This is a genomic window from Dysgonomonas sp. 521, assembly GCF_010501055.1.
In the GTDB taxonomy this organism is placed as follows: Bacteria; Bacteroidota; Bacteroidia; order Bacteroidales; family Dysgonomonadaceae; genus Dysgonomonas.
This window is the reverse complement of record NZ_QVMO01000040.1, coordinates 1-25,951: the sequence shown is the minus strand read 5'-3', so window position 1 is coordinate 25,951 and position 25,951 is coordinate 1. Positions and strand designations below refer to the sequence as shown.

Genomic DNA, 25,951 nt, shown 5'->3' with positions numbered 1-25,951 from the left:
AATAAAATCCTTATGGAAAAAATCGACATCAACCTACAGTATTTAGACAAAGGTTATGGCATAAAGTATTTTTCTCAGACCGTATCATTCAAAGACGGGAGCCTTGAGTTTATCGTTAACAATCTTGGAAACGATAAAAAGGCAGAAGCTGACACCATCGTCAGACGCGCATGGAACTGGGCTTATGAAAATATGGAGCATATCAAAGATTACCTGAGTGTACAGCTTGCAAAAGAGTTCGAAGATATGCGCCAACAGAAGAAAAAGAATGTTCCCGCAGATGACGAAATCATGATTCGTGAGCAACTCCGCGGAATTAATGTAAGCAGAGTTACATTCTACCCTGCTCAAGGTGCGTTTACTATGGATTTTATGGGATACTTTAATGATTATCAATACAGAATGTATGTGTCTGTAAAAGATGATTTTACATTCGAACAAGGAAGCATTCTGACGATGGGAGGATTCAAACCACCAAAAAATGAACCGGAAATAGACCTGACTAAGGCTGCCAACCTGTACGACTATCACATAAGGCATGGAAATAAGAAGGAACTATACAAACACTATGCTATCCTTTCACCTGAGGAGATCTACAAATTTATAGACCTGTTTATTGCTGACGAAACAGAAACAGACGAGCGTATTGATCTTTTGCTGTATCTGGCTCTTTATGCCCATTCCTGTGGAGATAAATTGCCGGACAAGCTATATCGTTACCTGATTGACAATGAGATTTTTTACTATGGCGAAATTTATCTGCGTGCAGATAATAAATTCGCGGATGAACTGATTGCCCTGCTTGAAGAATTAGACGACCCCGAAAGCCATCGTTTAGCAATCAACCATATCCTTTGTGCCCTTGCCATGATACCATGTAAGCAGACAAATGACTTTCTCATCAAAAGTAGTCGGACACCACTCCCCGCATGGGCTGAGAAGTTATATATACTGCCAAAAGACTACGCAAAAGTTGGTGGCTGGGAAACGACAAAGGACGGAATTCCCCGAATATTGTTCGGTGAAGAAGTCAAAGCATTCGAAAGATGTGACAAGGAAAAATCATCCGCTCTATTACCTGTTACTATCCTATCGGAAGTATGTGGTTTTTGTGGACAACCGCTAACACTTGTTTTCGATGACAAACAAAAACTGGCAACCTGCCTTTACTGTTCCTGTTATCAGACGGTGTTTACAAAGGTAGCCGCGTCAGGAATTCACTGGCATCCGGCTAATACACCGGACAGCTTTTTCCGGAAACACCCTGAATACATGAAGAATGATGAGAATATAGCCGAACGCTTCGAATACGGGCTGCGCCTGTCGGAAGAAAAGCGCTTGGCAATGTGGACAGCCCACCAGTTTGCAGAAATCACCCTTACTCAAATAGGCGGAATGCCTACAGCCGTAAACGATGTTTCATATCCTGCGTGCCCCGATTGTGGCAAGACAATGTGCTTTACGGCACAGTTCGACATGGCAGACATCGAAGATAGCGAAGGCCTGTATTATTTCTTTACTTGTGAAGACTGTGGTACGGTTGGTGTAAATTACGATCAGTCGTAAGGAAAAACTTCCTTAGTAACATGTAAAAAATAAGATGGTCTTTTTTCATCATTCCGCTAGGAATGAATCGCCTGGTAGAAATTAATTTATCAAAGCGCAATAGCGTCCCTAACGGGATAAATGGTTATTCGTATAAAATTTACCAACATTTTAAGTAGCGAGAGTAGAACTAAAATTTATTTATGTTATGCCGAGTCACGACAAACAACGTTCACAGGAGCGAAGCGTATGTAAAACGACTAATGAAATTGAACACATAATTTAAACAAAACGAAATACTGATTCACATTATTCATAATGAATCTATATCAAATTTACTATCTGCTATTTATGAATAAAAAGTGACAAAGGTGACTTTTTTTATATTTCTTTATTGTTACTTTTTCTCATCCGGCTAAGGTAGCATCCTGATATGTGCCCCTTGCATTGGTGCTGATAAGGATACAATGTCCCCAGAATATATCGCCATCATCGCAATATATCTCTGCTTCGCATTCGTCGTCAAAAGCTATGGCTGTTATTTTTATCCGTTTCAATAACTCATCTGCCGATATCCGTGGTTCTTCCTGTCCGTCCTCGTCTTCTCCCAACCAAACTTCATTTTTGAGCGCTGACATCGGTTTTGCCATTTTTTGTAAAGCCTTTTCGTAGAATTTTGCAGACATTAGCTTATCCACTTTTTTGATATTCTTTTTCAATTCCGAGGGATATGTGAGATCAACGGTTATTTCTACCATGTGTCCATCAATTGTTGTTTCAGTCTGATAGCACTCATACTCTTCATTATATGTCAACATTCCGAGTACTTCACTTTCTAATGTCCGATAAACAACTTCGGGCGGCGGCGGTCCCGTTATAACCTCGTTGCAAAGAGTAGCGAAAGCAGTTTCTATTTCTTCCTTCTTTGCTTTGCCAAATATATACTTCAGTTTACGGAACATCTCTTGCAGGTTGGTGGTCACTTCCGAATTGTCCCATTTCAACGTGATGCTGTCATCGTCATTTATAGTAACGGATGTATATTTATAATTCGGGATACACATACTTCCTTCCGACCCTGAGCCATTCTCTTTATCGAAGTTCGCCTGAGTGATACCCCATTGTTTTTCATCACTTTTTGCTCCACCATAAGTATCCGGTTTGCAATTCAGTATTCTTCGTTCATCCTCCCATAATTGTACATGAAACTGGCGCAGGATAATTGCCTGCGAATAATCTGCCTTTACAGCACAAAGAGGATAATCAGCCACAAAAGTGTCTATTTTTTTACTATTCCCGCCCTGCGCCTCCATCAATGTCTGCGTAAAGTTTTTTATTTCCCAACCATTCATATTCTAAAGTTTTTAATTCGGAAAAAGTGACAAAAGTTACACATTTTATTTTTTTCTCTTTGTCTCTTTTCTAGAGTATGCAGTACTAATATAAGACAAATTTATTTTTTATTCATACATTTTCTATTACTAAAATAATCCGGCAGCAGGGCTCGAACCTACGTCCACCCGGACCCAGAGCCGGGCGCTCTACCACTGAGCTATGCCGGATTACTATAATACAAATATCTAAAAAAGAGCAAGTACAGGGCTCGAACCTGTGTCCATCCGGATGACGAGCCGGATGCTCTGCCACTGAGCTAACTTACTCTCTTAGAAACTGTTTAAATTTTATACGAATATTTTATTATACCTTTTTCTTCGTTCATTTTTAGTCTGTTTTCGGCTGTTTTTTCCTTTCTCTCAACTCAACCAACGGTCACAGGAGCGAAGCGTATGTAAATAGCCCGCTATTATCGTTTCAAGAAAGAAAAAAACATCTCTAAAACATCTCTAAAAATTGGAACGAATAAAATTTAAACAGTTTCTTAGTTCCAAAACCATTTTTTGTTCTTTGCAGGCTTTCCCGAAAACCAGCCTTCTTTTTTCAGTATGTCGGCAAGGAATGGATTGCTGACTGTAACGCCATGTACCAGTTCCGGCGTTGGGCTGAAAGGTACGGCCTTATGTTCGCGTGGTGCTATCCACCCGGACTTTTTAGGGTTTAGCCCCGCCTTCTTACAGCTATCCGAAATTATTTTACGGTTACAAACAGTTTTTCCTTCAAAAACCTCCCAAGGCAAAGGCACGCTGTTCCATACATCTGTGTTGGGGTCTAGTTTTCCTCCGGTGCGGATGTGCCAGTAAACCACGTCTCCGGCCATCAATCGCAGCACCTTTCCGAAACAAATGGTATCCAGAATATCGTCCATGCCCATCGCATAAATCAGGTTCATCCAGTTGTCCCGCGATTTATTCCATGCCCCCGCCGTATTGTTCCATGTGGTGGAGTCATTGCCTTTTCTGACAACCATCGAGTTCCTGTTTATCTGGTTCGAGTTCCAAACCTCTTCCAGCAGAGTGGATATATCTTTCAGTATGGAAGTCCATTCGCCCAGCAAAATTCCTTTTTGTTCATCGCTCAGGTTTTTTAATACTTCGATAGCAGGATATACATGGGATATAGCCCACCAATTTGTATTTTGATTATTAATACAACGATTATAAAGCATTTCGCTGATTTCGTCAAAGGCTCTTTGTTGTCCATAAATTGTAAACTCACTCCTGAGATTACATCTGGATGTATAATAAGCGATAAAGCAGGCCGAATCGGTATCAGAAGCAAAAGTATTGTAATCTAACCGATGTATAATGCCATGTTTCGCTATCTTCTGAAACTCAGCATTGCGGTTTTCTCTTATAAATTTCAATAATTTATTTTCCAATCTTTTCAGCAGGCGCCATCTTTTGTTATATGCCCTTTTCGATAAATCGAGCCCCGATTCTTTGCGTGCCTCTTTATTCATCCTGTCGGATAAGAAATTGTTTGCACCTTCTTCTTTTTTCAAGATAGAAGAAACCGCAGCGATAAACGCACGGATGCTTTCTGCGTTATTGGGGTCGTATAGTACCTTCGTTTCCGGTTTAAATAACTCGATAGCTTTCTCCATTTGTTTTTTTGCACCTATGGGCTCTGCAAAGTACATAGCCATAGAACTATATCCCCAGATGCTCTTTTTTATAGAACCGGAAGCGGCTTTATCCAGCACCTTCCTTTCCTTAGCAGCTAAGTTATCTCCCTGAATTTCCAGAATCATCTGGGCTATATCTTCGGGCCTTCTCCTTTGTTTTATTGTTTGGTATAACTGTTCCATCATTTTATGGATTATATCACAAAGGTAAACAGATGGCTATGCAATGTTTTTGCGTAGCTGTAAAAATAATAGATATTATATTGAATACAATAATATATCATTTATAATTAATGCGAATCAAGGGTTAAAAAACACAGTAACTTATTGTCCCAAAGGGACTGAAGGTGGATAACCACGGGCAAAACCCGTGACAGGGACTGGCTGGGAAATATGTCTCCATAGGAGGCAAATAGCAAAAACAAATGCTATTCGCCTCCTACGGAGACGGCCTCTCCCTATCCGATTTTTCCACGGGTTTTACCCGTAGTTATCCATATTAGCCCACTTCGTGGACTTAGAACCCTGGCTGCAAAACAGAAGATTGATTTATGCGAATCAAGGGTCAAATGTGCTATTTTTTGTCCCTTTAGGGACTGAATGTTGGTAGAAAGAAGCTTTAACCGGTTAATTGCGTGCCGTCAGGTACGCAATATCTACAGAACAATTCACATTTTGTACCTGACGGCACAAAAAACGAATTTCATTCATCTTTCTACCAATATGATGTGCCTAATAGCACATTTAACCCTTGATTCGCATGATTTATAATAGTATACTGCAACCCAAAGCAACCCCTGATTTGCGTAATTAATTGAAAAGCAAATACTACCTGGCTTGTTTCGTAATGTTTTATCCTATAGATTCTCTGTCACTAAAAATCTACTGATTTTGTAATTCTCATCATAAACTTTCTTTACATAAGCTAACCGCTTGTCCGGCACATAAAAAGAGGCCGGACACATTCCGGTTTTCTTAACGCTTACGATTTTCTTTTCCCCCGAATCGTATAGTATAAGCTCCACCTCCTCAGGGTCTACATGCCATTCGTCAGGGTCGTTTGCAGTATTAGTCTCTTTATAGAAAAGAATATACCTGCAATCATCCAATATAGCAGATTCCCAAAATGCATGTACAGTCCTAAACCCCATCGTATCCCATGTGATAGTCTGCACTTCTTTCCCCGAATCTGCATCGAAATGTGAGATACCAAAAGCTTTCCGCAATATCACGAATGTTTTTTCATCTACAAACCTGATATCCCTGCATATATATTCCTGCCGGTATCCTATAGGGTAAGGTACTTTTACCGTATTTAATAATTTGCCATCTGCCAAATCGTAAATATAAACTTTATCTCTCAGTTCATCATTGTTGCTTTTGTAAGCAATAATCGTATCATTTGCATTTGTTGCAAGGCAGTCGGTCCAGCCTGCACCGGATGGCAGTTTTATCCGGATACTGTTTTCCGTTTCTATATCATAGATAATCAATTCGCCGCCATTGGGAATCGCAATTTTGGCAGAGGTGCGGAAAAAGCAGAAAGGGGAAGTTGCCTGCCTCTCAATTTCTTTGGAATATGATATTTCTTTAATTATCTCCTTCTTTGCGATATCAACTATAAAAACTTTAAAATCGCAACTGAATGCAGCAAACCGGTTGTCGCAGCTTATATCATGATAATGGATTATAATATCGCTTTTTTTCCCTTTTATCTTTGTTTTAAATATCAGTTTTTCTTTTTTCACATCGTAGATTTTAAATCCTCCGTCGTAATCACTGATAATAATAAGGCTCCCGTCTGATGAGTAAGTGATGATATTGGTTTGCCCTGTCAGTTTAAACTGTGTATTCATGGTATTTTTTATTTTTTCCAGATTAATGTAAGTCCATCACGTACAGGCAGAATCACTTTTTCTACCCTGCCGTCCTTTGCCAGCATATCGTTAAATTGCTGTATACCTATCGTTTGTTTGTCCGACGGCTTTGGCGTTTCCAGCACATGCCCGTCCCAGAGGGTATTATCGGCAATGATAAGTCCGCCCGGACGCACCTTATCGAAAATAAGGTTGTAATACTCTATATAATGCCGCTTGTTGGCATCGATAAATACAAGGTCGAATATACGGTCTATATTTGGAATAATGTCCATAGCATCGCCTATATGCAGGTGTATCTTATCTTTCAGCTTTGTCTGGTGCAGATATTTCATGATAAAATCCTCCAGTTCGTCATTCACTTCCAGTGTATGTATCTCGGCATCGTCAGCAGCGCCTTCGGCAAGGCAAAGGGTGGCATAAGCCGTATAAGTCCCTATCTCCAGTATATATCTTGGCTGCATCATCCGGCAAAACATCTTGAGCATACGCCCCTGCAAATGCCCTGAGAGCATACGTGGCTTGAGCAGGTTGACATGGGCATCCCTGTTGAGCTGTTTTAGCAATTCGCCTTCCTGGTCGATATGCGAAAGGATATAATTTTCTATAGCTTCGTCTTTTTCGAGTGACATTATGCTTTTTTCTTTAATGTAGATATACAATTTTCAAGTACAGATATGCAGTGTTTGACTTTCATGTTACTCAGAGTTTCTTCAAAAAACGGTAGATCTTCTTTTGTTGCTATCTGTACATAATCCTCTGCTATCTCTGCTTTTGTAAACTCGTCTTCTTCTTTGTTCATTACTTCTTGTATGAATCCTGATATCTCTTTACCTCCTGTATGAATAAGTGTTTTGGCTTCTGAAATATCCGGATCTTTTCCGGTTGCTATTTGTATAATAGTATGGAACAGGTCTTTATCCATAGTATGAATAGATTTATAATTGAATAGGTTTGTAGTCCAGTGCCTTATCCACAATTTCTTCGGGGGATAGGTTGTCATAATAAATCAGGTTGGCTACAGCCGGATGTGGAACATTCCTGTGCAACAGTTCCAGCATATCATCCAATTGTTTTTCGGAGTATTTCTCTACATCCAGAATCTGTTCCACAAGTTGTATCAGTTCTTTTCTTGTCATAACCTGCAAATATTTGGTGTAAGTTACAAAACTAAGATATTTATTTAGAAATAATGATTGAAAAAAGCAATCTTATTCAATTTATTTCTTATATTTAGAATCTATTTAAATTTTATTCGACCAAATTTTTAGAGACGTTTTAGAGTATGTGGCATCGCCCTAAGTTCCGCTGCGCTGCACATACGGTTGATAAAGAGACACTCCTCCGGCGTTAGACAACAATTACTTAGCATATTGTTACATTTTTTAAATTATAATATCATGGGTAGAGCAGTAGATAAAAATTCAGCGCCCCATTATTACTGGGGAGATAAATGTAGCAGTTGGATCCTGATGAGTAGGGATTCGTTATCTGTAAAAATAGAAACTATGCCTGCGGGAACAAGGGAGACTTTACATTATCACTCTCTTGCGCGGCAATTCTTCTTTGTGGTAAAAGGTACGGCCGTATTTTATATCGAAGGCGAGCCCGAGGTTGTAAACGAGCAACAGGGAATATTGATAGACCCGATGGTAAAACATTACATTGCGAATGAAACATCAGAGCCTATCGATTTTATACTTGTATCGCAGCCCGACAACGATTCGACAAACGACCGGACTGACTGTGAATAAAAGATAAAGGGAGGGTGTTAATCTTGACCCCACTCTATTCCGTTGATCCAGGACACCCCTCGATAGCTTCTATTTATTACGTAAGGCGTTGCCAGTGGGCTATAGTATATAGTTCTTACGGGCATTAGGGAAAGAAACAGGCTTTAAGGAACAGCCTGTTTCTTTGGTTTTCGATTCTTTTTGTAGGATTACAAATCCTGATGGTAGAGACTTCGGGGTTAAACACGCTCGCTTTTTATTCTGGGACACAACGCACAGAAAAGCCGTAGGCACGAGGGCGATTGCCACCTGGGACAATAATACTACCGCCATCGAGATGCAAATAGTACGCGTTGTTACTGAGGACTGTACTACACCAATAAGCACCATAGTGACCAACTAAGTACGTTTGTGCGGTTTCGTGTGAGCGGTAACCACAGAGGGGCAAATAAAGGGCTTCAGCGACTTTGTAACCGCTGGTACTACCCCATCTCTCCCATATAAGAGTTCTACCAAGATAATTCCAGCTACTAGAAGTCGCGGAACCTGGGTCACCACTGGCAATTCCGCCCCGATAAATAGCCCCCCATTGTTTCTGACTGGGAACTTTCCAACCTGTAGGACAAGGATCGACAGTTCCCTTAGCTTGATTATAATTCGCCGAAAATTCGGTAGAACTGTCACCCCAAAGGCCAATCATTCCATCAACGGGACGCCAACTGTAAGGATCATCTTTTTGCTTGATAAATTTACCCTCGCTTGCATTGCCTTCGGCTATCTGCCCGTTTATATCCAAGTCCTCGTTGGCAGCAATCCCATTTTCGGAGGAAGTATCATTAGTCGGATAACCGGCACTTGTACGCTTTTCATGCCCGTCAGCCACACGTCCCCACTGATATAAGTCACCCAAGCAATTACATGGGTCGTTATCATTCTCAGCGCCCAGGTTGACATGAGCAAAAGTTACTTTTACCTTGTCTGCTCCGGCTACACCGTTTTCATGCCCCCATACATAGATAGGTTGCAGGTCGCGCAGTCCGTCCTTGTCCTTGTCTTCATCTGGTACATGTACCACCAGTATATCGAATTTGTCTACAGGCTCTATATCGTTGCCGCCAACCGTCATCTGGCAGGTGATGGTTACTGTCTTTTTATAGTTACCCAAGTCGTCTTTTTTGAGGGCAATATTCGCAGGCGGGGTATAAGCAAAAGTAGAGGCAGTAGCACCCGATATAGCTTTGCCGTCTACCACCCACTGGTAGGAGGTCGGCTCAGGCGTATCGCTATAATTGGCATACAGCCTCATCGTCTGGTAGGTAAACATATAAAAGCCCGTAGTGGCTTCTACTGCACGAAGGCCAATCTTATAGCCATCTGCATAACCATCTGTACCCAAAGTCTCATCGGTAGGTGATGCGCACGCCGTTACCGTAGCTTTGCCATCCGGTGTAACAGACGTATAGGGCGAATCCTCTCCCCCGCAGGTGGATATCCACTTTGTGCCGTTCCAGTATTCGAGGCAGTTGGTGGTGGTATTGTAGATGGTGAGTCCTTTGGCCAGTCCTTCCTTGTGAGTGCCAAAGGTAGCCGTCATTTTATTGCGATCGGCGGTGGTCAGCAGTGGCATGCGCAGCCCGTTTTCACCGCTGGAGATCAATTCCAGAGCCGAAAAGGGTTCGGGTGCTTTGTCCGACCCCATCGTTACCTGTGCACATACGGCAGTGACCATGCACAGGATAAATGTAAATAATAATAGTTTTTTCATATATAGTTTATATAATTTCAGGATTTGACTAACGTCTATTTTCAATTCAGGATTCAGGATTCAGGATTATAAATCCGAAAAGCGGGAAAAACTATTCTAATACACAACGGACAGATAAACCCATACCACGACTAAAGTCCATTTCCATAGTAATAACAAATTGACTAAGATGATCAGCATACAACAATAGTATGACACCACTACTTATGTCATAAGTGGTCTTACCTGGGCTAGCTGTCCAATAATTACAACCTGTTCCAACCATCGAAAAATAATCAGATCCAGTATTTCCATTTCCATCTCTGTATCCTGCACATGGAATGTACAGATCATCTCCAATCAGATAACCGCTACCTGTCCACTTCCATTTATAGTAAGGATCTCCGTTTATCGGATCCATCTGGTTTAAACTCTTCCATTGTACTCTGGTCGGCACCTTCCAGCCTGTAGGACAAGGATCGTTAACGCCTTTAGGTAATAAGTCTTTCCGTGAGCCGTCACCCCATCGTGATATTTCATTGGAGCCCTCAAGCCAGTCGCCGGGGGAAAATGTTGGAAGTATGAACTTACCGATTACATCAAATGGAAATGTTGCCTGATTATTAGTAGCCAACATTGTAGATATAGCACTCTTGCGTTTCTCATGCCCGTCACTTTGGCGTCCCCACTGGTACAGGTAGCCTTTGATATCGTTGTCTACATCGTCTCCGTCCGATTTCCAGGTGAAGGGATCAAGCGTTTGGTCGGCACCCAGATTATAGCACATAAAGGTCTGCCATTGCAACTGCTCCTCGTTACCAGAGAGGGGAGTAGCCATCGCGCCACAGCAGGCGCAGTCGCTCAAGGTAATGGCCAGTTTCAGATACTTGTCCGCCCCCATGCCGTCTGCTGCATCGTTGTATATCACATAGAGGTCGGCTTTCAGTGCCTCTGTGGTAGTCAGGTTTTTCAGGTCGGTACTCAGGCTAGGATTGTAAGTTACTACCGCTTTGCAGGGAGAATCTATGTCATTTCCGCTATAGTCGGCTTTAGGCTCGATACTTGCCACCACTTTGCCCGAAATATCAATATAGCCAAAGCGTACATTGCTTACACCTCCTGTCGGCGGGGTAAAAGTATATACCTGCACACCTGAGTATCCGAATGTGGCATCGGGCACGCCTGTGTAGAGGGAGGTGGTAGCGCCATCAGCTATTTGCTGCGCTGGGTCTTGCTCGGTTGTGTTAGTAAAGGTGGTTTTTTTAGCCGTGCGACTGGTCAGCGGAGCGCAGTATTCGGTTGCGTTGTTGCCCTGTGCAAGGTCGAAGCATACCTTGCCGGTGAATGTGCCTTCGCCTTCGGTATTAGGAATGGATAAAGGATTCCCCTCACAAGTGGATATCCACTTCTTTCCGTTCCAGAACTCCATGCAGTCGATTGTGGTATTGTAGATAGTGAGGCCTTTGGCCAGTTCTTCTTCGGGAGAGCCAATAAAGGCAGTGGTCATTTTATTGCGTTCTGCGGTAGTCAGGTGAGCCATGCGCAGCCCGGTTTTCTGATTGGAGATGATCTCCAGCACCGAAAAGGATTCAGGCTCTTTGTTGCTGCCTACGGTTACCTGGGCATATATGCCCGGAGTAAGTACTAGGAAGGCGAGAACGGCAATTGCCTGTTTCCACCGGTTTTTTGTTCGTGTTTCAGTTGTTTTCATAAAAGCAGTTTATAAGCCACCCCCTCCCGGCCTCCCCCAAAAGGGGAGGAGACAGGAGAGATGGAAAGATGAATAATACACCTCACCCCAACCCTCTCCAAAAGAGAGGAAGAAGCAGAGGCTCTGTTTATTATAATTAGGTTTATATTTGTATTGACCCATTGCCACTCCTCCCTTTTGGGGAGGCCGGGTGGGGTGGTTTGACCGCCTCGCGCTACCTCCCCTATTGGGGGAGGCAGGAGGGGGTGTATTACGGGGAGGTATTCTTTTACGACTTTCACAAGCAGTAAAAGACCGATTGAAGACAAATAAGATAACGTTGAAGACAAACAAGACAATACGGATGTTCCCTCCCCGGATGTTAGATTTTTAATTATATTTGTTATTTCTTTTTCTATATTTGCAGTAAAAAGGCAAATACCCATTCCCGGACATATACCGGATGGGCACGATATATGACCTCTGTGTATATAGCGATATACTATATTCCTATAGAAATGTAGTTGTGAATACATTTGTTATTTGCTTCGTTTCTACCGTCTTTATATGCCTTCTTGCCAAAAAACAAGAAGTGTCTCCTGATAGGTTTTCGAGTCTGTCTCTTTATAAGTGACAGACAGCGGAAAATACGTTTTGTAAACCACTGTATAGCAATGAATTACAAGGCTGAAAAATGAAATGAAAAAGCTTTGTGCAACATTTGTCAAACAAAAAAGTAGTGATTTGCCGCCATCACCACCGAATAACAATCTGTATATCAGTATAATACAAGCAGATTTAAAGAGAAAAATCCGACTTCCCGTTAAGCCATTTGTCAAACATTTGTAAAACACCTGTAAATAAGCATCTTACAAGGAAAAAGTTGTAAGAAAAACGAGTGTTTGCAGATACTAAAAAAAGCTTAAAAAACGGGCATTTAGGCGTGATTGGATAATAATTGTGCGGAAATAAGCAACAAATTAAAGGGTGAGATGCCCTATATTTGCAGTCATAAGTTCAACAGGTTGTCCGTCACTTATAAAGAGACAGACTCCGTTTTTTGCTTTAACAAGTAGCAAATGTAAGCAAAAATTCACATATCATAATTTCCTCTAAAGGCAACCAAAGACCGCTATGCGGTACTTTTTTTGTCATCTACTCTAAAAAACCTGCCCGATTTTGATGCCGTAACTCTGGATATATACTATAATTCTGAGCAGGGCTAACCTCAAAATTCATAAAGTTATTTTCAGGCTCATGTAGGGGCGTATTGCAGACTTCCGATAGAGGTTGAACAATTTTTTTTTGTCCTATCATTTCGATCCATTAATATAAAACGAAAAAGAGATGGCAACAATGTTGTTACCATCTCTTTTTTATAGGGAAATAATGAGAAACTGTTTAATTTTTATACGAATATTTTATTATACCTTTTTCTTCGTTCATTTTTAGTCTGTTTTAGTCTGTTTTTTCCTTTCTCTCAACTCAACCAGCGGTCACAGGAGCGAAGCGTATGTAAATAAACATCTCTAAAAATTAGAACGAATAAAATTGAAACAGTTTCTGACTTTTAATTCATTATTTTTGTTTTTAGTCTACCGGAACGAAATATTTTTCGCCTTGCTCAATCACTGAACCTACTTTTTCTATTTCGAGGAAAGATGTACCACCTTTACCGTCAGAGAAAGAACCGCTGAGGTAAGTTACATAGTCTCCAGAGCTTAATACTCCGTCTAACTTAAGCTGGTTCAATGCTCTCATGAAATATTCCTTATGGTTTTTAGTAAGACCTGCATCTTCCTGGAAGTGTGGATCTACACCATAGCTAAGGGATAGCCAGCGGGCAACTTCTTCCCTGTTACAGAAAGCGTATACAGGAGATTTGCTGCGGAATGCTGCAAGTGTACGGGCTGTACGGCCTGTCATACTGTCGGTTACGATAGCTTTCACTCCTAGTTGGTTGCAAGACTTAACGGCTTGTTTTGCAAGGAATGAAGTACGTCCGTATTCTTTATCCTTGAACGGAACAGGCATCGCTTTTTCATCCAGTTTCGATTGTTCGGCGGCGGCAGCGATTTGAGCCATTGCGCGAACAGCTTCGATCGGATATTTACCGTAAGCAGTCTCGCCACTAAGCATCACAGCGTCAGTTCCATAATATACCGCGTTCGCGATATCTGTTACTTCGGCACGTGTAGGGCGTGGATTTTCTATCATTGTATGCAACATCTGAGTTGCTACGATAACCGGTTTCTTATATTCTACGGCCTTACGGATAAGCAGGCGTTGGATTCCCGGTATTTTTTCCTGTGGAACTTCGATACCGAGGTCGCCGCGGGCAACCATCACACCATATGCTGTTTCGTAGATCTCGTCAATATTGTCGACACCTTCCTGATTTTCGATTTTAGCGATGATTTTCATAGAGCTGTTATGCTCGTCCAAAATCTTCTGTACGTCTAATACATCTTGCTTATTTCTTACGAAAGAGTGAGCGATAAAATCAGCCTTATTCTTGATAGCGATTTCAATACTTCTTCTATCTTTTTCAGTAATCGAAGGAAGGTTTACCTTCACTCCCGGTATATTTACACTCTTGCGGCTACCTATCGTACCATCGTTTTGCACTTCGCAAAGTAAATATTCAGCTGTTTTATCGATAACTTTCAATGCAGTTTCCCCGTCATCGATCAAAAGAGTGCCACCTACGGGTACGTCCTGAACAATGCTGGGATAAGAAAGTGAAATTTGCTCAGGTGTAGACAGGAAGTTGAGATCGCCTATAACTTTGATTTTGTCTCCTGTTTTCACCGGAATTTTCTCACCTGAAGCTGTAGCTGTCGTACGTATTTCCGGACCTTTGGTGTCCATCATAATACCGATGTGTGACGATACGGTACGTACATTAGTCATTACTTTAACGAACCCTTCTTCTGTCATGTGAGCAGAGTTCATCCTTACAACGTTGATTCCTTCATTATACAATGCCTGAATAAAATCAACATCACAACGCATGTCTGAAATTGTAGCTACAATTTTCGTTTTTTTCTGAGTCATAAATGGAATTTTATTTAAATATATAGTTCATTTTAAAATACTTAATCGCGCAATCCTATTTCTTGTCAGCTTTCAGGAAATAGTCAATCGCAAGATTATATGACAACAGCCCCAATCCGACAACAGAGCCTTTGCAGGCCGCGGCAATCATCGATTTGTGCCTGAATTCCTCACGGGTATGGATATTTGAGATGTGTACCTCTATTACCGGAGTAGTTACAGCCTTTATCGCATCGTGAATGGCTACGGATGTATGCGTATATGCTCCCGCATTGAGCACTATGCCATCGTAGGTGAATCCGGTTTGATGTATCTTGTCTATAATAGCACCTTCATGATTCGACTGAAAATAAGACAATTCGCAATCAGGGTACTCCTTCTGAAGCCCTGCAAAATATGTCTCGAAAGAAATATTCCCGTAAACCTCAGGTTCTCTTTTCCCCAGCAGATTCAAATTTGGCCCATTCAGTATCAATACCTTCATTATATCAGCTATTTAGCCCCATTTTTTGCGTTTTATTCAATCAGAGCACAAAAGTACTATTTTTTATTTGAATGATATAATCTTATAACAATTAAAAATGAAGATTAGTTTTGTTTACACAATGCTTGCAAAATATCATCGCGCAAGTCGCTAAAATCCTCTAATCCGACAGATAGCCTCATCAAATTATCTTCGATACCCATCATCTCTTTCATCTCCGGTGCGAATGTACCATAGATGGTCGATTCGGGATGTATTATCAGGGTTTTATTGTCAAAGAGGTTCGTTGCCCGGCGTATGGTTTGCAGCCTGTCCATAAATCCGAAACAAGTCTTTTTGTCTTTCAGGCTGAAAGTGAGCATAGCCCCGGGATTTCCTGTGAATAATCTATCGGAGATCGTTTTATAAGGGGAGGAATCCAGTCTGGTATAACCCACTTTTACAACCTTTTCTTCGGCAGATAAAAACTGGGCAAGCTGATAAGCTGTTTCAGACATTCTTTCAAAACGGAGTTGCAAAGTCTCCATGCCGAGCGATTGCTGGTAAGCCGTATCAGGATCCATAGCCGCGCCGATATTGCGGGCAATTTCACGTTTCAGTTTAAAAGAGAACTGTGACATGGTCCCGGTATTGGCTACACTAGCCAAACGCTTATTATGTTCCCAGTTGAAAGTGCCATAATCGAGAATGGCGCCGCCAATGCTGGTTGCCCCACCCGATATATATTTTGTAGTAGATACAACTTCTATATCTACGCCTGCCTTCCGCGCATCGAAGCCACACCAAGGGACGATGGTCGTATCCACTATCATGGGTACATTCCTGGTTTTCAGTATTTTTGATATTTCGGGCAGGTCGGCTATTTCGAGATGCGGGTTTGTTATCAGTTCACAGAAGAAAGCGCAGGTGTTTTCATCTATTGCCGCAGCTATTTCTTCAATATTATCCGTGTTTACAAACCGTACCTCTACTCCGAATGCAGCCAGTGTAAATTTGAAAAGCGAAAATGTATTGCCAAAGAGGTGCGGGGAGGTCACAATATTACTCCCGGCATAAGCTATACTAAGAAATGCATTGGATATGGCAGCCATACCGGATGCTACCATCATAACATTCTCGGCACCCGATGCCGTTTTTATTTTCCGTTCGAGGTTTTCGACAGACGGGTTCGTTATGCGTGTATAGGTGTGCGATACTATTTCTTCTTTGTATTGGAAAGCGGCAGCGATACTTTCCGAATCGGGAAACTCAAATGCCGCGTTGCGATAGATGGGCAAGGAAATTGCTCCATGTACATCTTTTTTAGAAAATTTCTCACTGATAATACGGGTGGAAAATTTCTTGTTTTGTGAGTCTTTTTCGAACATAAATTATATTCTTTGATTAATTGAGCATCAAAAGTATAAAAAACAGTTTGCAGTTTGCAGTAAACAGTAAATAATTAACAGTAATCATAATTTTGAATTTTGTTTACTGCTTACTCTACTCTGTTCTTCTGCCTCATCAGATTTATAATCCAATGGCTTATTAACTGCAAATTTTAAATCCGCTACCAACAACTTTCGGATTTATAATCCGAAAGGACGAAGGGATCACCTTCACTGTTGACTGTTCACTGCACTAAGTCTCTCCTCTTTATTACAGGAACACCTTTACTATTTATATACAGCACAGGGAAATAACCTTCGGCGAGGCTCCATCCCGCGTTCCGTTTACTGATTTCCTTTTTCGGATATGCCTTTACATATATGTCGTATCCGCTTTCTTCATCATGTACGGATATGGCTTCCTTTTTAAACGGAGCATTATTCTTTGCCAAAAGATCATGGAGTGATATCTCTTTTGCGAGATTGGTAATATAATACTTATCATGCCTGCGGTTATTATTTACGAATATGGCATACGTGTAATTATCTTTATCGCCTATAGGCGCGGCGAGGCAAATATGAAAAGCCCCTTCGGCGGCCATCGATGCCTTCAGTATGTACTTCTTCATCGCTTTCAGCCAGATAGTGCCAACGATGAATAACAGCAGATAGGGAATAACATACCATGATACCAGCATATCGCTATTGAACAGGTATAAAATGCCGACCAATCCTACAAAGAGAAGCAGAACAGGCGGTAGCATCGATAAAGTTTTCCACCACAGTGTATTATTGAAATAACTTCTTTTGAAGTCGTAATTTTTTTCGAGTTTGGCAAAATCGTTCGATTTCATATTATGTCATTTAAATTAGATACTCTATCAAATAGAATGATATTGGTTTGACTTTTAAACAATTATACATTTGCCCCTACAAGCTCTATTCTTTAGAATAATTATGTTAAATATTAGAGTTTATATTCAATAAAAGAGTAAGATGCATATTTTTAGGAGTTTTAGTTGCCACGACTTTCAAGTCGTGGATAATAATACAGATAGAAAACGACTTTAGTCAAAACATTTTGGCTAAAGCCATTATCTGATTAGACTATTATCCTCCAGCTAAAGCAGGAGGCAATTAAATCACAGAGAATAAACCATATATAATCTTATTGAATATAAACTCTATTAATGAAAGCAAAGTTAAAATCCTTTATTGATTAAATGACGCCCCAAATACATAAAGTTTCTAAATATGAAAGAATAAAAACATCTGTTATAAAAAATACGCATTACATTCAAAAAAGAGTTAATTTTACAGCCGGATAGGAGATAAAATGGTTATAATATTCTGTGCCTGTCAATTTATTACTTATACTCAGCATTTGTAATAGGAGATGAATAGCAATTACCCCACATACAACGATGCCGGACTAACTTATTCCAAGTTTAAAAGACTGGTAAAAGGGCTGGATACCCATCTTACGCCCGATGAACTTCAAAAAATCAGGAAAGTTGTAAAAAAAGCCCTGACTGACGGTGTTTATGCCAAAGACGAAAAGATTGGCAGTATTACCGACCTGACCGTAAGCACTACCATTATCCTGATGGAGGAACTTGGTTTAAAGAGTGCTTCCATACTGGCATTGCTTCTTTATCGCCCGGTAATGCACAAGTCTGTAATGCTCGATGAGGTTTCGAAGGTGTTTGGCGAAGACATTGCCAATATCGTTGCCGGACTGATAAAAATCAATGCGCTGGAAGTAACAGAATCGGCTATCGCTTCGGACAATTATATCAAACTGCTGATTACGCTGGCCGAAGATATGCGGGTAATCCTTATCAAGGTGGCCAGCCGCCTGCACCGCATCCGCAATGCTGAAAAGTACAACGAACAATACCGTCTGCAACTGGCTGTTGAAGTTTCGTACCTGTATACCCCGTTGGCTCACAAGCTAGGGCTGTATAATATAAAAACGGAGCTTGAAGACCTCTACCTGAAATATACCGACAGGGAGGCTTACAATTTCGTGGTGGGAAAAATAAGCGAGAGCAAGGCTTCGCGTGACAAATACATTGCCGAATTTATAGCCCCGGTAGACGCCAAACTGAAAGAAACCGGACTGAAATATGATATTAAAGGACGGGTAAAGTCCATATCATCGATAAACAATAAGCTGAAGAAACAGAAGATAGACTTCGAATCCATCTACGACCTGTTTGCTATACGCATTATACTGGACTCCCCTTTAGATAAGGAGAAAGCCGAGTGCTGGCAGGCTTATTCGATAGTAACCGACCTGTACACGCCTAACCCGAAGCGCCTGAAAGACTGGCTCTCCATACCCAAAAGCAACGGCTATGAGTCGCTGCATACCACTGTGATGGGACATGAGTCGCGCTGGGTAGAGGTGCAGATACGTACACGCCGGATGGACGAAATAGCCGAACGTGGACTTGCCGCCCACTGGAAGTACAAGGGCGTAAAAAGCCAGTCGAAGATGGATGACTGGCTGACAGGGTTACGCGAAATGCTGGAAAACAAAAATCTGGGCACAGATGAAAAACTGGAAAATTTCAAGCTGGATCTCTATGACGAAGAAATCTATGTGTTTACACCGAAAGGGGATTTGCATAAATTACCTTATGGGGCATCTGTTCTCGATTTTGCTTTTTCCATCCATTCCCGTATCGGGTCTACCTGCGTATCGGGTAAGGTAAACGGTCGAAATGTATCGATCCGCCATAAACTGAAAAACGGAGACCAGATAGAGATACTGACCTCGCCGAACCAATCGCCGAAGCAGGATTGGCTCAACTTTGTAGTAACTTCGAAAGCGAAAAACAAAATACGCCAGAGCCTGAAAGAAGAGGCGAACAAGCAGGTTGAGATAGCCAAAGAACAGCTTAAACGCCGGGTAAAGAACCGCAAGATAGAACTTAACGAGTCTATTATGATGCGGTTGATTAAGAAACTCGGATTCAAAACGATTACAGACTTTTATATCAAGATAGCTGAAGAAAGCCTTGATGTGAATACGGTAATAGACCAGTATCTGGAACTGGAGAAGAAAGAAACCGAGCAGCACGAAAGGCATGAAGCTGTAAGCGCTGAGAATTACGTCGTTCATGCCCCTGACCCTAAGAAAGAATCGTCACAACGGGAAGAACTGATTATTGACAAGAACCTGACAGGTGTGGATTACAAGCTGGCAAAATGTTGTAACCCTATTTATGGGGATGAGATTTTTGGGTTTGTATCATCGCAGGGAATAAAGATTCACCGGATGAACTGCCCGAACGCGAAGGATATGTTTTCGCGTTTTGCTTACCGCGTGATTCCTGCCAAGTGGTCGGGTAAGTCGGGCTCTACTTACACTGTCACTCTCCGTGTTATCGGCAATGACGATATTGGCATTATCAACAACCTGACATCTATCATAGCCAAGGAGAACGGTATCAATATGCGTTCTATCAGCATCGATTCCAATGACGGGTTGTTTCAGGGAAATGTTTCCGTAATGCTGAATAACACGGATATGCTGAACGGACTGATAAAGAAGCTAAAGACAGTAAAAGGAGTTAAGGAGGTCAGCCGGCTGAGTTAACAACCTTTCTGCAAAAAGAACTGAGATGGGGAGGTACCAAAAGTCAAAAAAAAGAGTAATTGTCATTGCGGGCCCGACCTGCAAACCCTCATAATCCAGGCTGGCTTCTTGGGAGATTCCATGTCAGGCGCGGAATGACAGACTTTAGAGGCAGTCCCGTTTTTTCTGCTATTTTTGTTATAAATAATATCAATCAGTAGTTGATAAGTTAAATGTTCTTTTATTTTTTATCCTGCGCGCAATCGCAGATTGCTTACCTTACTTTTGGCCAAAGCTCCAAAAGTAAGCAAAAAAGCATTGCGCCCCGCTTTGCCGTACGACCCACCATCGGCTGGCCGGCTGAATGAAGTGATGAAAGATTCATCATTGCGATAATTGGCAGACGATGCTTAAAAGCGCCCGCACTTCATTCTACGCCGCCTNTACGCCGCCTGCACCGGGTGGGTACCCCGTACGCTTGCTAACGGCGCTGGCTGACGCCTGATTTGCAGGGTCTATCCTCTGTCTTGACGTTGCGTTGCGACTCCGTGCATAAGTTCCGCAGGCGGGGTACCCACCCGGTGCAGGCGGCGTGAAACGGGATGTTGTCCGAGCCGAAGGCGAGTTTCGTCCCGTTTAGCCGGCAAGCCGTTGGTGGGTCGCCGAGGGACAAAGCACTAGCCTTTTGCCTTCTTTTGGGCAATGCCAAAAGAAGGGACAAGCCCGGGAGGGCGCGGCAGTAGGGAGCTGCAACTAATGTATTTAGCCTAGGATAGCCTTTGTGTAAAAAATAAAAGAACACATAATTTAAACAAAACGAAATACTGATTCACATAAATAACTATATTTGAAAAAGCAACCTACATAAACTGTGCTGCTATGAGAAAGATGATTATTGTTTTATTATTCGTTATTCCGTGTTTATGCTTCGGGCAGGGAGAAGTCTCTGATGCAGATATAAGGATAGAGAATAGGATGAAAGTATTAGCAGTTTACCCAATATCTTACAATTCTGTCAAACTACATATACCTGGCGAACCGGTTAAATGGAATGGCTCTTTTGTAGATATGCCAACAATTACAAATAGTCCGCCCTTATATATCGTTGATGGATTAATTATGCATCCGGATAGTTTACGTAATTTAAATGCTGAAAGTATAGAGTCTATTTCTATAATGAAGGAGAATCCGCCATCAATATTTTCTAATCGTTTTGAAGGTGTAGTATTAATAACTACAAAAGGCAATACTTCTGTTGATCCTGAATTATATGAAGTAGAAGTCTTCGAGCCCGGCTACGAAACTTTTATACTGACACAAAAGCCTAAAGAATATTATTCAATATCCTCACTGAAAACAAAGAATCAATTTATGGTAAATGAATGGAACTACCGCCATAACCAGCCCTTGCATTATAACCCCGATATTTATGAAGTGAATATCGATTATGACTCTAAAATACATTACGGTCTGGAGTTTGAATACCGCCTGTATATGTTCTTTAAATTTATGGAAAAAGAACATCGGATTTTTTTGTTAAATAACCGTATCTTTGCAAACTTATAATTATTAATATCGTAAAACCATACCACCGTGAATAAATACCTGTTTGTTAATATTCTATTATGCCTTATTCTTTTATCGGGATGTAAGAGAAATATAAGTTCAGATAGTAGATTACCTTTTCTTAATTTAGACTTCAAAGAGACAATATCCGGAACAGAAAAACCTGAAAGATGGTTTCTGGGAGAAAGCGGCTATGACATCAGGAGAATGCTGAACCCCGATGGACAAACCTATGCGATGAAGATATATAGCGCAATTCCGCAACCCGGCGATTTTGGTATGATAAACAACCATATACCTGTAGATATTATTAAGGGGAAGAAGGTGCTGATAAAAGCCCGTATTAAAACCGATAACGTTACCTCCGGCCATGCAGGCTTATGGTGCGGGATAAACCAACCATATGGGCCGATGGATTTTGCAGAGTGGAAAGAGACAGCCATAACGGGTACCGCGGACTGGACAGAGATGTCTGTAGAGAAATTGATTTCCGAAGATGCCGAAGGCTTCAATTTTGCAGGTGTACTCAATGGCAAAGGAGTTGCATGGTTCAATAATTTTGAGGTATATATCGATGGCGAAAAATTCATCGATAAAAAAGGAGGTGAGCCAGCCATCAGTGAGTTGGTATGGCTGAAAAGCAACCTTCATCCGCTAAAATCATATAACCCTGACGACACATCGGATGATGACCTGAAAGAGCTGAATTACCTGATAAAAGATGCTAGAGTGGTTGCCCTGGGGGAGGTTACTCACGGCTCTAGCGAGATATTCAGGATGAAACACCGGATCATTAAATATCTGGCAGAGAAAAAAGATTTCAATATTTTCTCTTTAGAGGCGGATATGGCCAAAGCTCATAATATAAATGAATATACAATCAATGAAGCTGACAGTGTAAACGCATTATTGGATAATTTGTCCTTCTGGACATGGAATACACAGGAGATGTATGACTTTACAACCTGGATGAAGAAACACAATGAGGCAGGCAATAAGATGGTGTTTACAGGTTTCGATATGCAGATATATCAGGGTGCAATAGATGAACTAAGAAAATCTTTCTTAAGCGATAAAGCGACACTACCCCTGATTAAATCCCTGGAAAATAAGCTGTCGGAAAATATGCAAAGGATAATGAAAAATAAGGCTTTTCATGACTCTGTACCTCCTGCGTTAAAGAAAAATATTGATGAACTTAACAACAGGATATCTATACAAATAGAAAAATCAGAAAAATCGAAGGAAGAGAAAGACTGGCTAATACAACAAATCAGAGTCATTACGCAGTCTCTGGATACCAGCGATGAGGGCAGGGATAAGGCTATGGCCGACAATTTCCTGTGGCTTATGAATCATTACAAGCCCGAATCAAAATTTGTGATATGGGGGCATAACGCTCATATATCGAAAGGTGGCACGGCAATGGGACACCACCTGTCGAGAGAATTACTAGGCAATTATATCAATATAGGATTTACGTTCTATGAAGGCAGCTATACTGCAATGGGAGGCAACGGACTAACTGCTTATGAAGCACAGGCTGCTTATCCGGGCACTTATGAGTATTATTTCAACAAAGTAGATTATCCTATATTCATTTTAGACCTACGCAAAGTCAGGGAAAATAAAAAAGAGAATGTAAAATGGCTCCATTCTAAATTACCGTTTAGAACAACCGGGGCATTGAAGACTGATAACGAGTTTCATGAATCGGATATAGTAAATGACTACGACCTGATTATATTTATCAACAAATCCACTCCGTCGAAATTACTGAAGAGTTACTAATCAGAATATGATACGATATATCCTTTTACTAATAATGTTTTTCGCTATTCAGGACTCCTTTTCACAATTGGCCATTGTTGTAGATAAGGATGGATATGTGAATGTGCGTGATAAAGACAAACGGATTGTAGATAAGTTGTCTTCCGGCGAAGTCGTTTATCGCTATGGAGATGTGGATGGATGGGAAAGTATTGACTATACTAAGTAACTGTTTAAATTTTATACGAATATTTTATTATACCTTTTTCTTCGTTCATTTTTAGTCTGTTTTCGGCTGTTTTTTCCTTTCTCTCAACTCAAATAGCCCGCTATTATCGTTTCGAGGAAGAAAAAAGCATCTCTAAAACATCTCTAAAAATTTGAACGAATAAAATTTAAACAGTTACTAAAGATGGGGAAAATCGCGGGCAATATATCCATAAATCCAGATTGTTTGATTTATCCGGTTTTGATTCAATTCCTTTCAAAATGATTGATGCTATTCAGGAACAGAAGGCTGTATTAGAAATAGACTCTATCGTTATAACCCTGACCCAAACAGACTTTGACCCTATGCAAAATAAAATCAGCAGAAAAGACGGCTTTGTTTATAAGATAAACGGTAAGGAGATATGGGGTACGGATGGCGAAATACCCAAAAGAGAATATAAATCCATCTCGATCCGTCTGGGTAAAAAAAATATAGATTTTCCGCAATCGGCTTTAGAGAACCTGTATAATCCGAATTTAGAAAATACAGAAGCCAATCATGATAAGGATAATGATATACTTTACCTGCAAAGCACAAACAGTGACGGGGCTGGGGGCTATATAGTCGTGTGGGTTATAGAGAAAGGACAATATAAAGGACGTTATGTATATTATGGTTTCTGATCTTCTTCTTCGATACAGACCATAACAAATTCTTTCCCCACCTTATAATAGGCCTTGAAGTCAATCTCTTTGGATGAGCGAACTTCCTTTGCCGAAAATATACCTTCTTCCTGCGGAGTAAATTTACTGACGAACAAGTGCTTCCGGAAGTCTACCCCTTCTGCGTCAAGAAACTTAAACATGGCCTCTTTAGCCGACCAGTGAAGCAACAGGTGCGCCAGTTCGTTTCCGGAGTCGATGTATTCGCCTTCTCCTACCAGGCGGCTTTGTACGCGCCTTATCTTTTCGGAAATGTATTCTATATCGAGGCCGACAGGCTTCTCTTTGTTGATCGCTACCGCGACATACTTTTTGGTATGCGATACGCTGATATAATAAGAGTCATCAGCCAAAAAGGGTTTACCGCTTTTATTGTAATAAACCTCTTTTTCCTCTCCTGTAAGTTCCTTTATCAGTACGCGTGCCGACAGGATTTCCAGAACACGCGATTCAGACCTTACAGTGTATATGTTCTGAATCCAGTCGTGACGGGAGAGCAGGGAGAGCAGTCCTTGCCTGTCCTCCTCTACTATCCATATTCCTAACAATGTAGAATCCGTTATGTAATTCTTGAAATATAACATAAGGTCGCAGGCCTATATATTTATCGGTTACTATCTGCTTCCAAAGGTAAAACTTTTTTCATCAAATCGACAAAAATGGCAGCCATCCGTTGCTGGATATACTGGTTCTCTCCCTCATAAGGATGCCATCCGTATTCTACTCCGCCTATAGTCTCATTATTGCGGGAATACAGGATGCTGTACTGTTCTCCTGTAACGGGATGCGGCGAGTTTTTCGAAAATCCGATATACTTGTCAAACTCGACTACCGGGAATCCCCATTTTTCGCCCAGCTTGCGCACCGCCGGATTGAATATGGTGCGTACATCATGCCAGTGTGTACACAAAACCACGATTACGGGCTTACCGCTTGGGGTGTTATAATATTTCGAGTTCTTGTCGAACTTCAGATTGTAACATTCCGAAATATAACGCTTGATCACATAGTCGTATGCCGCGGCATAATTAGACCTGTCAAACGGCACAGGATAATCCATAAACGTCTTCTTTAGTCCTGCTTCGCTGGCTACATCTTTATCATGTACATGCATAATAACAAGGGCGTCAATTTCTTCAAGTTCTTCGCGGCTATATAACTCTTGCGTTGCCATCAGGTTGGCTGCATCCGCTATGGCTGTGCCGGGCACTGCCTTATTCAAAGATTTCGCATCCAGCTCCTTACATCCTAATTCGAACCATCCGTTGTTAGACGAGGCAAATGATGCGCCTGTCAATAAAATAGTGTATTTACTTTTTCCTGTAGTTTGGGCATTGATGCCTGATAACCCTATGAGTAAGGCCAAGCATAATAATACTTTTTTCATACGTACTTTTTCTGTTTTATTCTTTTGAAGTCGCTTCGACTTTTATAAAACCACGGAGTAAAAGGAGTTTCACGGAGTTTTTTAATAAATATTTTCTAAGTACATGACAAAAATTTAAAGATATCAATATCATTCTGATTATTAGCATTTAACAACACTTGCATTATGTGATTAAGTCCATATTTGAAAA

The 25,951-nt window shown here is 41.1% G+C and carries 21 protein-coding genes and 2 tRNA genes; 7 read left to right on the top strand and 16 right to left on the bottom strand.

Annotated elements, in window-relative coordinates:
- The first annotated feature begins 12 nt into the window (after nucleotides 1–12).
- The gene (locus D0T84_RS12270) at nucleotides 13–1,566 is read left to right on the top strand and encodes a hypothetical protein (protein WP_163308168.1); all 1,554 of its coding nucleotides are present in this window, start codon (nucleotides 13–15) and stop codon (nucleotides 1,564–1,566) included.
- A 386-nt stretch (nucleotides 1,567–1,952) separates the two neighbouring features.
- On the opposite strand, the gene D0T84_RS12265 is transcribed toward D0T84_RS12270, so the two are convergent.
- The 8 genes from D0T84_RS12265 to D0T84_RS12230 form a co-directional block, all read right to left on the bottom strand.
- Nucleotides 1,953–2,897 (bottom strand): DUF2262 domain-containing protein, encoded by a 945-nt coding sequence (locus D0T84_RS12265; RefSeq protein WP_163308167.1) that lies wholly within the window; start codon nucleotides 2,895–2,897, stop codon nucleotides 1,953–1,955.
- A 137-nt stretch (nucleotides 2,898–3,034) separates the two neighbouring features.
- Nucleotides 3,035–3,107 (bottom strand) — tRNA-Gln (locus D0T84_RS12260).
- Between the two features lie 25 nt (nucleotides 3,108–3,132).
- Nucleotides 3,133–3,207: transfer RNA gene (locus D0T84_RS12255), tRNA-Thr, on the bottom strand.
- Nucleotides 3,208–3,424: 217 nt separating this feature from the next.
- Nucleotides 3,425–4,753 (bottom strand): hypothetical protein, encoded by a 1,329-nt coding sequence (locus tag D0T84_RS12250; RefSeq protein ID WP_163308166.1) that lies wholly within the window; start codon nucleotides 4,751–4,753, stop codon nucleotides 3,425–3,427.
- Nucleotides 4,754–5,424: 671 nt separating this feature from the next.
- On the bottom strand, nucleotides 5,425–6,423 hold the full coding sequence (locus tag D0T84_RS12245) for a hypothetical protein (protein WP_163308165.1): 999 nt from the start codon (nucleotides 6,421–6,423) through the stop codon (nucleotides 5,425–5,427).
- 8 nt (nucleotides 6,424–6,431) lie between these two features.
- On the bottom strand, nucleotides 6,432–7,076 hold the full coding sequence (locus D0T84_RS12240; protein ID WP_163308164.1) for an O-methyltransferase: 645 nt from the start codon (nucleotides 7,074–7,076) through the stop codon (nucleotides 6,432–6,434).
- Nucleotides 7,076–7,369, bottom strand: coding sequence for a hypothetical protein (locus D0T84_RS12235; protein ID WP_163308163.1), 294 nt, complete (start codon nucleotides 7,367–7,369; stop codon nucleotides 7,076–7,078). The genes D0T84_RS12240 and D0T84_RS12235 overlap by 1 nt, the downstream gene beginning before the upstream one ends.
- 13 nt (nucleotides 7,370–7,382) lie before the next feature.
- Nucleotides 7,383–7,583: a bacteriocin immunity protein gene (locus tag D0T84_RS12230; protein WP_163308162.1), complete on the bottom strand. Its 201-nt coding sequence runs from the start codon at nucleotides 7,581–7,583 to the stop codon at nucleotides 7,383–7,385.
- A 261-nt stretch (nucleotides 7,584–7,844) separates the two neighbouring features.
- Between D0T84_RS12230 and D0T84_RS12225 the strand changes: the two genes are divergently transcribed.
- Nucleotides 7,845–8,198: a cupin domain-containing protein gene (locus tag D0T84_RS12225; protein WP_163308161.1), complete on the top strand. Its 354-nt coding sequence runs from the start codon at nucleotides 7,845–7,847 to the stop codon at nucleotides 8,196–8,198.
- 235 nt (nucleotides 8,199–8,433) lie between these two features.
- On the opposite strand, the gene D0T84_RS12220 is transcribed toward D0T84_RS12225, so the two are convergent.
- The 6 genes from D0T84_RS12220 to D0T84_RS12195 all read right to left on the bottom strand — a co-directional run bounded on the left by D0T84_RS12220 (nucleotide 8,434) and on the right by D0T84_RS12195 (nucleotide 17,373).
- A complete protein-coding gene (locus tag D0T84_RS12220; RefSeq protein WP_163308160.1) occupies nucleotides 8,434–9,942 on the bottom strand; it encodes an FISUMP domain-containing protein in 1,509 nt (502 codons plus the stop codon).
- A gap of 91 nt (nucleotides 9,943–10,033) precedes the next feature.
- On the bottom strand, nucleotides 10,034–11,632 hold the full coding sequence (locus D0T84_RS12215) for an FISUMP domain-containing protein (protein ID WP_163308159.1): 1,599 nt from the start codon (nucleotides 11,630–11,632) through the stop codon (nucleotides 10,034–10,036).
- Between the two features lie 1,569 nt (nucleotides 11,633–13,201).
- Nucleotides 13,202–14,668, bottom strand: coding sequence for a pyruvate kinase (gene pyk / locus D0T84_RS12210; RefSeq protein WP_163308158.1), 1,467 nt, complete (start codon nucleotides 14,666–14,668; stop codon nucleotides 13,202–13,204).
- A gap of 55 nt (nucleotides 14,669–14,723) precedes the next feature.
- On the bottom strand, nucleotides 14,724–15,152 hold the full coding sequence (gene aroQ / locus D0T84_RS12205; protein ID WP_163308157.1) for a type II 3-dehydroquinate dehydratase: 429 nt from the start codon (nucleotides 15,150–15,152) through the stop codon (nucleotides 14,724–14,726).
- Between the two features lie 104 nt (nucleotides 15,153–15,256).
- Nucleotides 15,257–16,519 carry a PLP-dependent transferase gene (locus D0T84_RS12200; protein ID WP_163308156.1) on the bottom strand — a complete coding sequence of 421 codons (1,263 nt, stop codon included), beginning with the start codon at nucleotides 16,517–16,519 and terminating at the stop codon, nucleotides 15,257–15,259.
- Nucleotides 16,520–16,764: 245 nt separating this feature from the next.
- Nucleotides 16,765–17,373, bottom strand: coding sequence for a hypothetical protein (locus D0T84_RS12195; RefSeq protein WP_163308155.1), 609 nt, complete (start codon nucleotides 17,371–17,373; stop codon nucleotides 16,765–16,767).
- Between the two features lie 542 nt (nucleotides 17,374–17,915).
- On the opposite strand from D0T84_RS12195, the gene D0T84_RS12190 reads away from it, so the two are divergent.
- From D0T84_RS12190 to D0T84_RS12170, 5 genes are all read left to right on the top strand, one after another.
- The gene (locus D0T84_RS12190; RefSeq protein ID WP_163308154.1) at nucleotides 17,916–20,126 is read left to right on the top strand and encodes a bifunctional (p)ppGpp synthetase/guanosine-3',5'-bis(diphosphate) 3'-pyrophosphohydrolase; all 2,211 of its coding nucleotides are present in this window, start codon (nucleotides 17,916–17,918) and stop codon (nucleotides 20,124–20,126) included.
- 858 nt (nucleotides 20,127–20,984) lie between these two features.
- Nucleotides 20,985–21,671 (top strand): DUF6146 family protein, encoded by a 687-nt coding sequence (locus D0T84_RS12185; protein WP_163308153.1) that lies wholly within the window; start codon nucleotides 20,985–20,987, stop codon nucleotides 21,669–21,671.
- A gap of 27 nt (nucleotides 21,672–21,698) precedes the next feature.
- Nucleotides 21,699–23,462 (top strand): erythromycin esterase family protein, encoded by a 1,764-nt coding sequence (locus D0T84_RS23305; RefSeq protein ID WP_163308152.1) that lies wholly within the window; start codon nucleotides 21,699–21,701, stop codon nucleotides 23,460–23,462.
- Between the two features lie 7 nt (nucleotides 23,463–23,469).
- Nucleotides 23,470–23,670, top strand: coding sequence for a hypothetical protein (locus tag D0T84_RS12175; RefSeq protein WP_163308151.1), 201 nt, complete (start codon nucleotides 23,470–23,472; stop codon nucleotides 23,668–23,670).
- Nucleotides 23,671–23,930: 260 nt separating this feature from the next.
- A complete protein-coding gene (locus tag D0T84_RS12170) occupies nucleotides 23,931–24,335 on the top strand; it encodes a hypothetical protein (protein WP_163308150.1) in 405 nt (134 codons plus the stop codon).
- On the opposite strand, the gene D0T84_RS12165 is transcribed toward D0T84_RS12170, so the two are convergent.
- The gene (locus D0T84_RS12165) at nucleotides 24,323–24,958 is read right to left on the bottom strand and encodes a 4'-phosphopantetheinyl transferase superfamily protein (protein WP_163308149.1); all 636 of its coding nucleotides are present in this window, start codon (nucleotides 24,956–24,958) and stop codon (nucleotides 24,323–24,325) included. The genes D0T84_RS12170 and D0T84_RS12165 overlap by 13 nt on opposite strands.
- 20 nt (nucleotides 24,959–24,978) lie before the next feature.
- Complete coding sequence (locus D0T84_RS12160) at nucleotides 24,979–25,761, bottom strand: DUF5040 domain-containing protein (protein ID WP_163308148.1); 783 nt, start codon at nucleotides 25,759–25,761, stop codon at nucleotides 24,979–24,981.
- Nucleotides 25,762–25,951: the final 190 nt, after the last annotated feature.